Origin of the sequence: Vibrio sp. JC009, assembly GCF_029016485.1 — a bacterium.
Taxonomy (GTDB): domain Bacteria; phylum Pseudomonadota; class Gammaproteobacteria; order Enterobacterales; family Vibrionaceae; genus Vibrio.
This window is the reverse complement of record NZ_CP092106.1, coordinates 1,132,463-1,147,534: the sequence shown is the minus strand read 5'-3', so window position 1 is coordinate 1,147,534 and position 15,072 is coordinate 1,132,463. Positions and strand designations below refer to the sequence as shown.

Genomic DNA, 15,072 nt, shown 5'->3' with positions numbered 1-15,072 from the left:
CTAACCTAACTGTAGATCCTCTCTGGAGTTACATATTTCAGAAAACTGCATATAAATCACCAATATTGGAAAAACAATAAAAATAAGCGTAATAAAAATTGATATTAAATAAGCAATAAAATACTGAATACCACTAACAATCCCACTCCAGGAGATAATTCCAAACCCGGCATTTACCAATGTATACGTCACTAAAAGTGAAATCAGCAAAACAAACACACACAATGGAACTATATCAAAGCCAGATTCGTTTTTCCTTACAGCATAAGACACTGTTCTTTTTACAGTAAACAAATCAACAACTAAAACGAACAAAGAAAAAAGGAACATCCAGGAAAAATAAACCAACCATGTTGAACAGAAAGATGCATATATATCACACACCCAACCAAGTAAGTTATACACTAACATAATCAATAAGATGAATGGCCAAATTCTGAAGGCATAAAATATTCCAACAAAAATAAACAGTAAGGCAATACCGACCACGCTAACTCCTAAAAAGGATAATGAAGAAATTGTTATCAGAAAAATATTTAATCAAACCAGGTCTCACTGGAGTGATATCTAATGTTGCATTCAAATAGAAACAGAAAATGCAGCCGAAGACTTTGGCTCTTTAACAAGAGGCTTATGACCGGTGAGATATAGAAAACACCCAATACAAAGCAATACTGTCGTTACCTGCACTACCGCAAAAAACACTGAGTTAGGGATTATGAAGAATGAAACTTCTAACACTGTAGCAGCTTTAAAAAATAAAGGACGAAAACTTCCGTTCATATCACTGTGAAGGTTTACTCCCTGCCACCTGATTTCATAAACCGTTTCATCAATAATGGTGCATATCAGACTCATGATAATCAGTAAATAAAGGAGAAAAGAGACCAGAACGACAGCGACTGACACAAACCCCAGATCAATATCATCAAGCACGCTGCCCACATCTGAAGACGACAATCGTGGAATTAAAATGCATACAAGCCCAACGAAATAAAAGCGGGCGGGAAGTGCTCGAAAAGAGCGGCACACTGCATTAAAAACAAGTTTTGCTATGTTTCCTTTTTTCCCGTAACCCAGGTATGCCAGCATCAGAACGACAAACAGTGAAGAACAAAACAAAAACGGCAGGACGACCATTGTTTTAGAGAAAACATTGCTCCCGTAACCAGAAACATACTCTTCAGCAAACCTAACCCAGCGAACGCTCAGCACATGAAACAGCAAAAACAAAACGACTGAGCTTATACATGTCATCGGGTCTTTAACAAATACATCTCTGATCAACTTTAGAATGTCTTTTTCTTGTTCTGAAACAATCATACTTTTTGAAAACCCTCGTTATGTTTAAAACCGTTGCTGTTGAACGTAATTCGTTGACAACTTGAGTATATGGAGGGCCGCGACAATTACTGTCGCAGTAAAAATATAAGATTGAAATTTTTCAGAGAAAGGCGGACGCCCCCCTGGTGGAGAAAGTTAGCTGATGGGATTCTCAAGCATAGTTCTTTGCACTGTTCGTAACTATATCTGCAACTTTAGTGCGAAGGCTTTGGGGAGACTCAAGTACAACATCCTCGCCATACCGAAGTACCCAGGCTATAAGATCATAGGTAGGAATGCAGGTGAAGGTTACTCTGAACCACTCATCATCTAATTTTTCTAATCGCTGATCTTCTGCCAGTTTATTGTGAGTCAGAACATCCAGGGCGAACCTTTTAACCTTCATAACCATTTTCTCTGGCTCTTCAGCTAATACCCACCCGGTAGGATTTGTAGAAAGATAAGACTCAAAGCTGAACGTTTTAGGTTTGACGATATCCAGGTAAAGCCGCTCTGCGTGCTTAATGCGGTGGAACAGAAACAGCTGTGGCTTTTCCGGTGAGTCAACCTTCGTTGCTGCCAGATAGTGGCTTTGGTCCCGAATGATAAGCCCTATGGGGTTTAGCGAGTAATCAGTACAGCTCTCACTCTTTGCACCCTGATACACAATCTTAATTTTCTCCTCATCCAGTACCGCTTTGTAGATTATCTCTCTGAGCGCTTCGGAAAGCTGGCTTTCATCCGGAATCAATGGATAACCATCGGATATCACACTGACTTTTCGATTCCAACGAGTTAACTGATGCTTAGAAGCCAATGTTGCGGACGCCTTGCCAAGCAATTTCTCTAATTTTGCAGACAGGCTATTTGGCAGGATCTTGCGCAGGAGGTTTTCCGACAGAACAAGTAAAAAAGCTTCCGCAGTCGAAACGATGTTGATCACGTCAGATTTACGTGAATCCCGATACCAGAGATTCCCGTTTGGCGTCTCTTCATAATCCAGCTCCGCCCATTCACAGAGTTTTTGCAGATCGCGTTCAACAGTGCGCTTGGATACTTTGTATCCCTCATCTAATAACGCCTGGTAAATCTCTGATGTAGTCATAGGAGCGTGATAGGAGCGCACTCGTTCAAGCATGATCAGGTTGCGTAATATTGTGCTTTTTTGTCGGGTCTCTTCTATTTTTGGCACGTTGCCCTCATTGCCTTTGATTGTCTGAATTAGCCAGGTTGGTCTGACTTTAGATGTCAAATGCTCTTAAACAGCAGCACTCAGGTTTCGGTACTCTTCCAAAGCAAAACCATCTGTCATACCACTAATGTAATCTATGACCAGTCGGGAGCGATGATAAAGCTCCATCAACTTATCACTATCAGTAAGCATCTTGTCCTCTTGAGAATAGATTTCCCCGACCGCTTTTAAGTAGGTTGTTTTATGTTTGCTTGATAGCTTGTGAAATAACCGGGTAGCAACAGGATTAGATTTTAGCCTGTTATCTACCGCCAAGGTTTTAAAGTCTTCAAAGGAAACATTGATTAACGAAGAATATATTTTCAGTAACCCGGAAATTACGGCATAGCCTTTAAGCTCCAGATTCTCCACTTCATAATGGCTGAAAACATTTTCCTGGGCCAGTTTTCTTAATGTTTCGGTAGCCACATGATACTCATCTTTACCATCCAGTAATGACTCATCCAGCGTACCATTAAATACGGCGTCATGATTATCAACATATCTGGTGGCAGCATAGCCAGCCAAATCATTAACCAGTCTGGTTCTCAATGTAAGGATGTAGGCGTGGCTGCTAATAAACTTTTCCTGTTTAGCCCGTTTCATGGCTTCTTCCGCTATACGCAGGAGGTAACCTTCATCAATAACAGTGTCATCAATGCCCTCTTCTCCCCTGAATGACTCCCAGATTCTTTTTATTTCAGAGTGCAGCTTTTCAACAGTAAGAATGCCTTTATCGATGGCATCATCTAAATCTGCAATGCAGTATGAGATATCGTCTGCAGCCTCCATAATATATGTCAGAGGAAAGCGGCAGCCTTTATCAATTTCCAGGCAACTCTCTATTTGGGTCAGGAGTTCCTCTTCGGTAAAGTAGTAGCCCGGCTTTTTCATCCGGTATTCGAATTCATGCCCTTTTTTCGGTTTTTCAGCATACGCCGGGCGCGTGTATTTGATAAGACATGCCAGCTGCGTGTAAGTCAGATTAAGATCCTGCAGTTGGTGAAGAACCCTTATCCCCTGAGCGTTGCCTTCGAAACTGCAAAGATCCTGGATCAGCTTGTCGCAGTCCAGTTCTCCTTCGAACCTTTCCCGGATAGCGTCAGACAGAAAAGATTTGGTCCAGAGGTTAATCGCTTCTTCACCAAAATGTCCAAATGGCGGGTTACCAATATCATGAAGCAGACAGGCGACTTCTACGGCGCTAACAAAGCCATCAGAGAAATCACTAATATCCAGTCCCTGTTCAGCGAGTTTGCTCAATATGGTTTTGCTGATGTAACGGCCAACCTGCTGAACTTCAAGGGAGTGAGTCAGACGGCTACGAACAGCCGCATTAGCCTCTAGTGGAAAAACCTGTGTCTTTTGCTGTAAGCGCCTAACGGCAGCTGAGTTAATCGCTCTTCCCCGATCACTTTCCATTTCTTCGTTAAACACCCGTCCCTGAATTGTTGACTGGCGGTATCGGTTGGATTTTAGTTTTTTATGGTAGTTCATGATTTCTCCAGGAATTTTGGACAGGGCCGATAAGTAAAAAAGTAACCGTGAAAAATATTGTATGTAATTCAACGATGGATGCAAATCTGTAACTAACAATAAGCAAAACTATAGGGTAACCAACTAAGTAAGGAGCCCACTACTTATCATCCTTGTAATATTCTCATTGTTGACCTGATGCCATGTTACAGACTCAAAGAATATAACAATGCATCCTAAAGTTGCTAAACACATCTGAATAAAGCAAGATAAATTGTCTTTTACTAATGTACTTTCGAATCCAAATATGCATCGCAATTCGAACTTTATCATCAAATAATCTAAGTAAAAACATGCTAGATATTGATTACCTCACTGAAAAATGCAACACTCAACAGACTGATATAAGCTAAGACTCATATATGATAAAAAAATATAATTCACTATCATTCGAAAATATTCGTTCCATGAGAGGAAAATCACTACGAAATTTGACTGTTACACTTGACAAACTTCCAGATTACTCTGGTGTTTATATTTGGAGATATTGGCCTCAACCTAAAAGCTATAGCAGAGAAGACTTAATTGAGTATTTAACAAAAATCACCAAAGAATACCCTGTACTTGAAAAAGAAATTGTAAAATATAACGACACTATGATATATAAAAGATATGCTCTAGGATCTGACTATAACTCACCATTTAAATCTTTAAATTTAACTCCGAACAAAATAAACAAACTAGAGGCCTTACTTGATGATGAAGACGCTATATCATCTATATCAAATGTTTTTGAAATGATGGTTTCTATGTTGCCGCCTTTATACATTGGGAAAGCATCAAATTTATCAGATAGAATTAGTCAACACGTAAATAGGAAATCATCAAAGTTATTAGAAAAAATCGACCAGGCAAATATCAATTACGGAGACATATATATTAGCTTTATCAAAGATGAACTAAGCTACCCCGATAAGGATATGTCTGACCTAATGGAAATAATTATACAACGAGTCACAAATCCAGTGTTTACAGATAGGCAGGGATAAACAATGATAGAAAAAAAAAGAAAGAAAAAAGTAGAAATAAAATCTAAAAGTAAGAGTTTTAGTTTGTCATCATCGATATCTTACACTAAAGCCTCATTTGGTTTAGAAACTGAAAGTGTCGGTGTCTATTTTCTTGATATAAAGGTAAATGACCTTTTAGAAAATTTTAAAATATTCGAAGAAATGAATAATGTTGAAGTTTGGCCTATAAGCACTTTAATACAGCGAGAATTAGATCATAATAGAGCTAAACAAATTGCAAACGACTACCTTTTGAACTCTGGTGTTACTAAATATTTCCCGCCACTAATTTCCGTGATGATTCCAACTGGAAGCGATTACCTGCCGTTAGACTCCTTTGAACAAATAGACCCTACAGCCACTTCGACCAACTTTGTTGACGGCGCAATCAAACACATGAACCCCGAAAAATTTGAAGATTATGAAAACTCGATAGAAGTTGCCGGAGGTATTTTTGAAATACCATTCGATCCTATGTCCGGGGATATAGTATGGGATAACAATAGACTTACATCAGTTGTTATTGATGGCCAACATAGATTTAAAGCACTAAAAGAAGCTGCTGCAATAAATAAAGAAATTCTAGAATCAAGAATAACCGTAACTCTTATTGACTTACCTTCTATTTGTGAAAGAAAAAACAGTAAACCAACTGACGTTGCCAGAGACCTATTTGTAACTATTAACCATACCCCGGTTGAAGTAAATGAAACAAGACTAGTTCTTATGGATGACAAAGACGTACTTGCATGTTTCACTCAATCACTCGTAGATGATGCGGATAAGTCACTACCCCCAGCAATTCAACCAGAGATAGTGGATTGGGATTGTGAAGGCGGAAAGCACGCTATGGATATGACACTCTCTGGAGTTCTTACAATAAGACAAATAATTCAGACATGCATTTTCGACGATCGACGCGCATCCAGTATTGATGATCGACAGAATCAGAGAAATATACAGCAATGGTTGTCAAGATTAGATTCTTGGGTTACGCCAGATGAAGAAATCAAGAAAGCTCTTGGCGAAAACGAAACATTTAAAGGTAGAATGGATATTGCTAAGGCTTCAATATGTGATGATGAAGATGATGAAGAAAGCACCTTTTTATATACTTGGTCACCTGCTGCATCAAAGATAGCAAAGAAAGAATTCTCTAATAAATATAGAAGTGTGTTCAGGTATGTTTTTGAAAATTTGCATCCATTCCGAGAGTTTTACTCTATATGTAATCAACATAATGCATTAGACGAAGGTAGCAGCTTGAGAACATATTTAAGATCTTTTAAAGGAAAAAGAAAAGAATATAGCAAAGATTCATCTACTATAATGATGAAGTCTGTTAAGTCGTTCAAGAAAGACATTACTGAATTGACATCAGACAATATTTGCTTTTCTGTAATGGGTCAAAAGTCGATATTTAAAGCACTGTTTAACGAATACCTTTCTATCGTAGAAGACAAAAATAGTGAGAACCTTTTACAAGAAACAAAAAAATTCGTAGATGACTTCAATAATATGTATGAACAATTCAATGAGTCTAGTGTTGGAGATGAGCGCGTATTTTCTTTGGAATATAAAAACTCCCAGACAGCAAGACAGAAAAGCTATAAATCTTTATCTGCATATTTTTGGTCTGGAATTATAAGAAAGGCTAATGGTGAAATAGACTATAGTAAAAAAGCTGTCGATATATTATCTAAAATAATTTTGGATCTAATTAACACATCTAAAGATAATCACCTAGATTCATTTACATCAGTTAAAGATATCAACAATAGACATAAGAGCCACTTAAAGAAAATACAACCTGATGAAGATGATGATTTTTACGTAAGAACTTCATCTAAAATAGTTCTATCAAAACAACAACATCTTCTTTCAGTATTATAATTATGAATTATATGAACTGAAAAAATTTAAAGGCTCATTTCCAAAATGAGCCTTTTTCAAATTTATTTACACTCTCGATTCATATGTATTATTATATCATTATTTATAGCACGTAATACACGGCCCTTCATCAATATCTTCGCCATATATATCATCCATATTACGAGTTTCAATAAGCATATTTTCGTCAATCAAAGCATGCATACCTAAACGGCGTTTGCGCTCTTTAGCCTTTCGCTTTTCAAATCGCTTGATCGCCTTTTCATGGTTTTCTTTAATCTGAGCAATTCGATCCGGATCCTCTAACGTTGTTAGTGGCTCATTAGGCCCCATCCAATAGAAAGTTTCACCGTTTGCACTACTCTCAGCCTGTTTTTCGAATGCCTTAGCCTCTTCGAAAAGCTCTGGATAACGCTCCATTAGCCTTACCCATTCAATCTTTCTCTGGAAGAAACAGAACGTGCAGCCAGAGCGTGAACGCCATTTGTAATATTTGGGAAGACCAAGTCCACTGCTATCTAGTATTGAAAGCACGCCGTCTTTCTTAATACCATCATCAGCAAATGGCATTTTAATTTTTAGGTATTTTTGCGCCTCATTTGGTTTATAACCATCACGCCATGGCTCATCAGCTCGAATACCAACATACGACACCACTTCGTAACCTTCATCACGATACGCTTTGATCCATTTTTCAAATGGTTCAAGCTTCATCTTGATGGTACACCAACGTTGACGGCCTGAAGGAAGGAAATTATTGTGCTCTTTCAGTATCTTGTCAAAGACTTTCACATCCCCATTAACCATGCGTTCGGAGTGGTTTAGTCTAAGAATCTTTTTACATAGCACAGCCTCAAGCTTATCGATAAAATCATAAACTTCCGGCAGCTCATACCCTGTATCTGTAAAGAAATACTCAATATCAATATCTGGGTATTCTCTTGCCATATAAATCGCAAGAGCGGCACTGTCTTTCCCTCCAGACAGTCCCAGCACATGTTTTACTTTCTTTTCGCTCATCAGTTAACCTCAAAATCATGTTGAGCGTCTTTACTTTGCTCTTTCAACGTATCTCGTAATAGCTGATATAAGATATCGACCTTTTCAAACTCTGTTAGCCCACTAAGCGTGTTCATAACACTATCTTTTTTGCGAGTAACATCATCAGATTTCGATTCTAGTATCTCAGTCTTGTAGGTTTTTAACATACTATCTTCTTCTAGTACTAAAGATACTGTTTTGATGTTTTGAGTTTCAAATGATGCTGAAGTATTTACTGAACCGGCTTTAGCAATACTCAAGAAGTCTCTGGCATATTCGTTTATCGCTTTTTCAGCGCCAATAAGGTCATTCTGATTCCAGTTTTGCTCACTTTTGCCTACGGCAAGGCTAACAATATCTTCTACCCAGCTAAGACCTTTACTCTGTCTAAGGGCTAGCTTTTTAGCGAACGCTTTCAGCTTCATATCGCCACTTTTAGCTTCGACTAGCTCGCACATAGCAAATAGCTCTTCATCCGATACTGGGAAGATAGCCTTGAGTGTGTCACTAAACTGAGTGAGCATTTTATCGTGAGCTTGCTTTAATACGGTAAAGCACTCATCAAGCCTGTCAACCCGCTCTGTAAGAGAAAATTCTTTGTCACTGTCTAGTGCAACAACAAGATCTGAAGTAAGAAGAGCATGTGGGTCTTTGGCTTGCAAAAACCTGTCCCTAACATTCAAAATTCGTTTGTTTAGCTCTTTGTCATCCGACAAATGGTTGGCATTTTTTATCCATTTAGGAAGAACCAGCATGCTTGTTACGAGAGGCCTTGCAACAGACAATAAACTATCTGTAACGACTTGACCGGTTAGAGTCGCGGCATAAACACTAAGCTGGGTAATCCACTGCTTTTCTTCATCCTGCAAAGATATGTATTTTACCGCCAGTTCTTTAGGGTTCTTCTGTAGCGTCTGAACATAGTCAGAGTCAGGCTCCATTAAGAATGCAAAATCACCTGCACTATCAATTTCATAGTAGGCAATCTTAGTGCCTAGTGTCTTCAAGTACGCCAATAGATAGATTGGTGTAACACCCAAAGTAAGTCCGAAAGGAGCATCAGTACAAATATCAACCAACTCAGAAAGTGGTGTAATCTGACCTTTTTTATCTTTTAGATAATTAGTTAGACGGTCAAATAATCGACGCAATTCTGGGCCAATATTTTTAGTTGAAAAACACCATTCACCGTCAATGCAATCATGCAGCTTGGTATTTTTCAAACAGCTAACATACATTGACTTCTCAGGAGGAAAGCCCTCAATATCAAGGTCTTCTTCATCCTCAAAGTCAATCATTGCTTCAAACAGCTTTTTACGGGCTGAAACAGCAGTACCCGATAACTTATTTTTGTTCACTAACTCATTGAGCAGTGGAGGTGTATGGTAATATACATCTTCTGCTAAAACGCTTGCTAATGAGCTAATACTATCTGAAGTAATTTTCTCTCCTCTGATAAACCATTCCGCTCGCGTAAATGCATCTTGTACACAGTTATTAAGCAGCTTGTGCGCTTGATACCTTCTGCTATCGAATTCTTTTTTGGCTACTTTATCGTGCTGTAACGACGAACCAAACTCTCTGTTTTTCTCCAATAGTTCAAGAGCATAAAGTTCTTTAGCGTAGTACTCTATGTCCGCTGCATTCTGAGCAACCGATATTGCAATGGTTTTGTTGTTCTCAGATATCTCCAATAATTGACTTTCTTCCGCTTCCTTTATAAGTAAAACGAAGTTAGCAAACTCACCATTTCTGCCCTTAATTACTCGATCGATATCTAAGTGATAAATATCAGAACAAACCACATGCTCAACCCAACGCATTGTGCCCACAGTGTGATAATGGCCTATGGCAATGGTTTGTTGAGAATATTTAATCTGCTGCAAAGAATCTGTGCTATCACTGAGTTGTGAGAGTTGTTTGTCTAACTCACTTTGGATATCAATATCAGACCCTTCAAAAATAACCCATGATGACTGGTGTTTTCGATAGACTATGCAAGAAGCCGCGCGTAATAACTTAAGGTGCTCATCTAGCTCATTTGCTTCTTGAATACCAACAGCAGCTTGTAAGACCTTCTCTGTCGCATAAAGATTTGCAGCTTTACCAAATAGGTTAATAATCGCTATCGACTTCAGAACATTTCGAGTTTCTTCTGAAACATCTGCACGGTTTACTGCATCAGCAGCTTCCGCCCATGCATGTCCATCTGGTGACCCTAAAATAGTATGCTCAAGGTTTATCTCTAGGTAATCCCAAAGATTTGCAAGCGAATACCTCTCCTGCTTGTTTACTGTATTCTGCAAGAACATCTGAAAGCTATGTTCTTCTCTAGAAGTTAGGAAACTGAAAGTGCTACGCTCGTTTTGACTAAAGCGACGCTTAGATAACGGGCCAAGAATCAATGCTGTTAACGGATGCAAAGGAGCACATTGCTTTAGGCGAGTCTCTAGCGACTGCTTACGCTCTTCACTGTCGTTTATAGCATCAAGTGTCATCGACACATAGGGGGTTTGATCTGCAAAGCTATCATTTTCAGGAACAATCGATCTAGCTAACAGTGCTACGGTTTCATCTGTTGATACGTTATAAGAGATATCTGAATAACGTCCCTGAATTTTGCCCCACTCTTCTTGCAGCTTAGTACCACGCTCTTTGGCATATTCACTGAATGACTGGTGCAACAGGCCTAGGAAGATAACATCGGTATCAATGCGCCCAAGAACCTCCGCAAGATCTTGGAATAAGTGTAGCTCTCCCTTATTCTTGTTGATGAACTCTAGGGTTTTACCCATTTCATCCGCAAGAAGTAATACGCCATCAACTTTATCTTTGATCTCTGTAAATAACCCTTCCCACAATTCAATGAGCTCAGATTCATTAACTGCATTAAAGCGTTTGTATTTTTTGGCCACTTGTAAGGTATTTGGGTGTTCCAGCAAGGCTTCTAATGTTGCTTGCCAAAAGGTATCTACTGGTGCGTGTACACCACCTACTGAGCGGATCTGTAACCACCCCTGGCTATAGGTAACGCTTTCATCAATCAAAGATTTTGTACTTTGATTGATTGTATCTAATGCTGCATTTCTAATTCCAGAGTCATAGCTAAGAAGCCCCGTCAAAAGAAGAGCAATTGTTGACTTACCTGAGCCATACGGTCCGGTAAGTGTATAAGCGCTTTGGTTAGTTTGCCCAAATTGACGTATTAACGTTTCTAAAGCAGTTTGTGCCGTACCATGATAAACAAGTCCAGGGAAAAACTCGGGATTAAGATCGCTATCTATACGTGTTGAACGCTGGTGCCGAATAGCGATGGCATAGTGCTGTGCAAGAGTCATTATTTATCTCTTTTTTTATAATAGCTTTCTAAATACATTTCAGGAGAAACAGTGCTGATATCTTCAAATTCATGACGTAGCTGCCTTAAGCCCTGCGTATCGGTCCAGGCCAGCATCCCTTCAGATAGCTTTTGCAGTTCATCTAGCTTTTCGCTTAATCCTTGCTCAGTCAGGCGAAAAACTTTACCTGGGGAGCCAACATCTTTAAGAAGTGAATCAAATGAAAAAGTCCGCTCTTGCGAATCAACCTTAACATTATGTTTTTTCTTAATAAAATCGATAAGAGCATAAGCAAAAACTTCTACAGGTAAGCTTTTTCTAGTAGATAATTCAGCAACATAGCTTTTTGCATCAACCTGCTCTAATAAACCAAGCTCAGTGAAAGGTGAAGTAAAGCTATCCTCATTTACCTTAGAGCCTTTGCTGCTTGATTTAACGGAATACGTTTGTAAAAAGCAGTCGATATCTTTCTTCAAGGTAGCTTCTGTAACCTCTCTACCACCTTGCTCAAGTGCTGCATTTATATCTGCAGCGATCTGCTGCTTGTCACACCGGACTCCGTTGTAAAAGTTGAAAAACCAGCGAGGAGTATTTAATTCGAACTTTGAAGGTGATATTGATTGAGAAAGCCAATGTATTAACCACACTGTACCCACCTTATCCATAAACTCATCGTACGCAGGTTCTTCCTTCGTCCCCACAAATAGCTTCTCAGCCAACGGTGTTAATTCGAAGTCCTGAGCCTGTTCTTTACTAGAAGTCACCAAACCAAGGGTTTTGATCCAATGACGTATAGATAAAACCATATTTTTACCTACACCCATATAAACCATTTGCTTATCTATCATCTCCTTACTTGAGATAGATCGACCCGCTTTAACTTCTTGTATTATTTTATAAATCCACCCATATCGGAGAGGAAACGTTTGATGCCCTGAGAACTTCAGGGTGCTAGACTCAATTGACAATGTGATTACCTATAGCTGTTTGGAGATTTTATCCAAACCGTCATTTTACGGATTCTTGTGAGAAGTTCTAGGAGGTATACTAAGAAAAAATGCAAAAGTCTGAGTAAAGTTGTGATTTAGCGCATTGCTTTTACTCTGCATCAGAATAGAATGCTTTAATGAAAAACCTTTCAAAAACAATTGGTTAATAATACATCATGTTACATATTGTTCACATAGGCCCGTAATATACTTGTTTTACTTACAGATCAAAACTCTTTTCTCAATGCCAGACGTAAACTACCATACATCCTAAGCTAGTGGAGAAGTTCTCTAGCATGAATAGAACATAATTGCAAAGCTATGCCAAAAACAGTGTTTTGCCAACATCAGTAACTAGGAACACCCTCAATGCAGAAGTCGTTAGATATTTTCAAAGCTGAACCCCAATCCGTTTTCGATGTTCTTTGTGAACGAAAACAGACTGGATTCTATATGCCAGCCTACCAAAGACCATACTCATGGGAAGAAAAGCACATCAGAGACCTTTTCTCAGATTGTGAAAACGTATTTAGAAATCTGTTAGAATCGCCTGATGCGATCATATTCCTAGGTTCAATATTAAGTGTTGATGATAGTGCAGCAACAACAATCTACCCTGTCGCAAAGCGCCATACTCCTACACATATAAAACTAATCATTGATGGTCAGCAGCGCTTATCAACCTTGCTTTTAATCATCTTATGTCTAAACGAAAGATTGAATATCAAGCTACCTAAACTTAAAAAAGTAATAGACAAAGAAAAAGATGAAGATGCAACCGACGCTCTAGAAGATTTGAGAGAAATTGTATCGCAACTAATTCAAGATACATCTAACTTTGTTATCGAGACACAAGCCGAGCACTCTTTATTCAAGTTCTATCCTAAAATAATCCGTTCTCAAGTTGACTGCTGGGGTAAGGACGACAAGAAAGCACAATACGATAGTCCATTAGCAGAAGTATTACTTAGTTATCAACGACACATAGTTGAGTCTCGAGAGTCAACCACCTTCAAACCATTAGATTTGAATAATATTGCCATATCCTCTAAGCGAGTTGTTGACAACATAAAGGAAATTCGTAAACAACTTAATTTTGTGCAAACAGGGTTTGAATCAAAATCTAACGACGGAGAAGAAAATGAAGTATTGACGGTATCTCACTTAACCAATAAAGATACTCTTGATGAATGCTTAGATTTTCCGATTGATGACGAACTCAAAAAAGTTGCGGACTCAAACAAAGATATACAAGAAATTATCTTCATTTCTGCATTTTCAAAATTCCTTCTTCATCGTGTTTGCTTAACTTATGTAGAGGTAAACAATGAGTCGTACGCGTTTGACATGTTTGAAGCACTAAATACGACAGGTGAACCACTTACAGCAATCGAGACCTTTGTCCCAAAAGTAATTGAACATATTGGCAACAAGCGTAAGAACGGCGAAGAGAACGCAGACAAAGCAATGGAAACCCTCAGTGCCATTACTGATAGGTTTGAAGCCATAACTAAAGCAAAAGAAAAAAATGACAAAACTAAAGCGCTAATTTTAGCCTTTGTTCGTGCCTACCAGGGAAAAGTAAAAACTTCCAGCTTAAGAGATCAGCGTGATTCAATGCTAAAAAGTTACGAAAGCTGTCTCGCTATAGATAAGGATGAATATTTAAATCATCTGAAAAAAACTGCTGATTTTCTATTTGATCATTGGCAAGCTAAAACACCTAACTTGAATGGGTTAGTCAGTGAAGCTGAGCAGCAACAAGCCATGGTTTGCCTCCATTACCTAACAGATATCAAACATGATATTACTCAAAGCTTACTTGTTCAGTTTATCTTACAAGATGAACTGTACGAAACATTAGAAAAACCAGAATCAAGCTTTTTGCAGGCGTTAAAGGCCGTCACGGCCTTTAGTGTCTTGTGGAGAGCTATGAGTGGTGGAGCTGATGGTATTGACAGCGTGTACAAGAAACTTCATGAAAGAGGATTTGACGTCTGTGGTGTTGAATACGAACCATATCAACTCCATGGAGGTACATTAAGTTCAAATAAATTCAATATTGAAAAAGTCAAAGCGTACTTCAGACAAGAGCTAGAAAACAAAATCATAAGTAAAGCATCTCCAAAAGATACACCGTTTGAGCAATGGTTAGATATTTGCTCAAAGCAACAAATGCTCACAAAATCCAAAAATATTCGGTTGTTAATATTAGCCGGCTTCCATCAGCTCGAGCTAGAAGGAGAAAATTTTGTGCAGTCTACAGCAGACCGAAATAATTTCCTAACAACAAGTATGTGGGAGCTTCTTTACAGTGGCAACAGAATTTCAATGGTTTACGATCGTGACACTGCAGACCATCAAGGATGGAATGAGTCTTTAAATGCGCCCGAAGTTTTTAACAAACTCGGAAACATTCTTATCGACGCCCGGAACAACATTGTAAACACTAAAAATCAGAGTTGGTTTACTGTTTGTCAAAAAATGATGCAAGCACTACAAAATGAATCAATCCCGGATATAGATATGATCTTTACTTCAGAGGGTGTAAAATCTGACGAAGCACAAAGACACGCATCAATATTAATGCTTGAACGAAAATATGCTGAAATTACTTTCGCATCTGAATGGAACGCTCAGGCAATAGAAGAAAGAACACAGCTTCTTCTAAAAAATGCATGGGTAAACTTATCTAAATGGCTAGCTTAGAT

At 38.6% G+C, this 15,072-nt stretch carries 10 protein-coding genes; 3 read left to right on the top strand and 7 right to left on the bottom strand.

What is annotated here, in order from left to right; genetic code table 11:
- The 4 genes from L3Q72_RS05345 to dgt form a co-directional block, all read right to left on the bottom strand.
- Window positions 1-489, bottom strand: coding sequence for a hypothetical protein (locus tag L3Q72_RS05345; protein WP_275131620.1), 489 nt, complete (start codon window positions 487-489; stop codon window positions 1-3).
- 90 nt (window positions 490-579) lie between these two features.
- Window positions 580-1,323: a hypothetical protein gene (locus tag L3Q72_RS05340; protein ID WP_275131619.1), complete on the bottom strand. Its 744-nt coding sequence runs from the start codon at window positions 1,321-1,323 to the stop codon at window positions 580-582.
- Between the two features lie 172 nt (window positions 1,324-1,495).
- Window positions 1,496-2,515 carry a WYL domain-containing protein gene (locus tag L3Q72_RS05335; RefSeq protein WP_275131618.1) on the bottom strand — a complete coding sequence of 340 codons (1,020 nt, stop codon included), beginning with the start codon at window positions 2,513-2,515 and terminating at the stop codon, window positions 1,496-1,498.
- 66 nt (window positions 2,516-2,581) lie between these two features.
- Entirely contained in the window at window positions 2,582-4,051 is a 1,470-nt protein-coding gene (gene dgt / locus L3Q72_RS05330; protein WP_275131617.1) for a dGTPase, read from the bottom strand.
- 401 nt (window positions 4,052-4,452) lie between these two features.
- On the opposite strand from dgt, the gene L3Q72_RS05325 reads away from it, so the two are divergent.
- Both L3Q72_RS05325 and L3Q72_RS05320 read left to right on the top strand, forming a co-directional pair.
- Window positions 4,453-5,079: a hypothetical protein gene (locus tag L3Q72_RS05325; protein WP_275131616.1), complete on the top strand. Its 627-nt coding sequence runs from the start codon at window positions 4,453-4,455 to the stop codon at window positions 5,077-5,079.
- A 3-nt stretch (window positions 5,080-5,082) separates the two neighbouring features.
- Window positions 5,083-6,993, top strand: a complete 1,911-nt coding sequence (locus L3Q72_RS05320) for a DNA sulfur modification protein DndB (protein WP_275131615.1) — start codon at window positions 5,083-5,085, stop codon at window positions 6,991-6,993.
- A 99-nt stretch (window positions 6,994-7,092) separates the two neighbouring features.
- Here the strand turns inward: L3Q72_RS05320 and L3Q72_RS05315 are convergent, their stop codons facing one another.
- From L3Q72_RS05315 to L3Q72_RS05305, 3 genes are read right to left on the bottom strand one after another with little or no spacing between them, the layout of a single operon-like run.
- Window positions 7,093-8,013, bottom strand: coding sequence for a phosphoadenosine phosphosulfate reductase family protein (locus L3Q72_RS05315; RefSeq protein WP_275131614.1), 921 nt, complete (start codon window positions 8,011-8,013; stop codon window positions 7,093-7,095).
- Window positions 8,013-11,372 (bottom strand): hypothetical protein, encoded by a 3,360-nt coding sequence (locus tag L3Q72_RS05310; protein ID WP_275131613.1) that lies wholly within the window; start codon window positions 11,370-11,372, stop codon window positions 8,013-8,015. Before L3Q72_RS05310 ends, L3Q72_RS05315 begins: the two co-directional genes overlap by 1 nt.
- Window positions 11,372-12,340 (bottom strand): DUF4007 family protein, encoded by a 969-nt coding sequence (locus L3Q72_RS05305; RefSeq protein ID WP_275131612.1) that lies wholly within the window; start codon window positions 12,338-12,340, stop codon window positions 11,372-11,374. The genes L3Q72_RS05310 and L3Q72_RS05305 overlap by 1 nt, the downstream gene beginning before the upstream one ends.
- A 390-nt stretch (window positions 12,341-12,730) precedes the next feature.
- On the opposite strand from L3Q72_RS05305, the gene L3Q72_RS05300 reads away from it, so the two are divergent.
- The gene (locus L3Q72_RS05300; RefSeq protein ID WP_275131611.1) at window positions 12,731-15,070 is read left to right on the top strand and encodes a DUF262 domain-containing protein; all 2,340 of its coding nucleotides are present in this window, start codon (window positions 12,731-12,733) and stop codon (window positions 15,068-15,070) included.
- Window positions 15,071-15,072 lie beyond the last annotated feature (2 nt).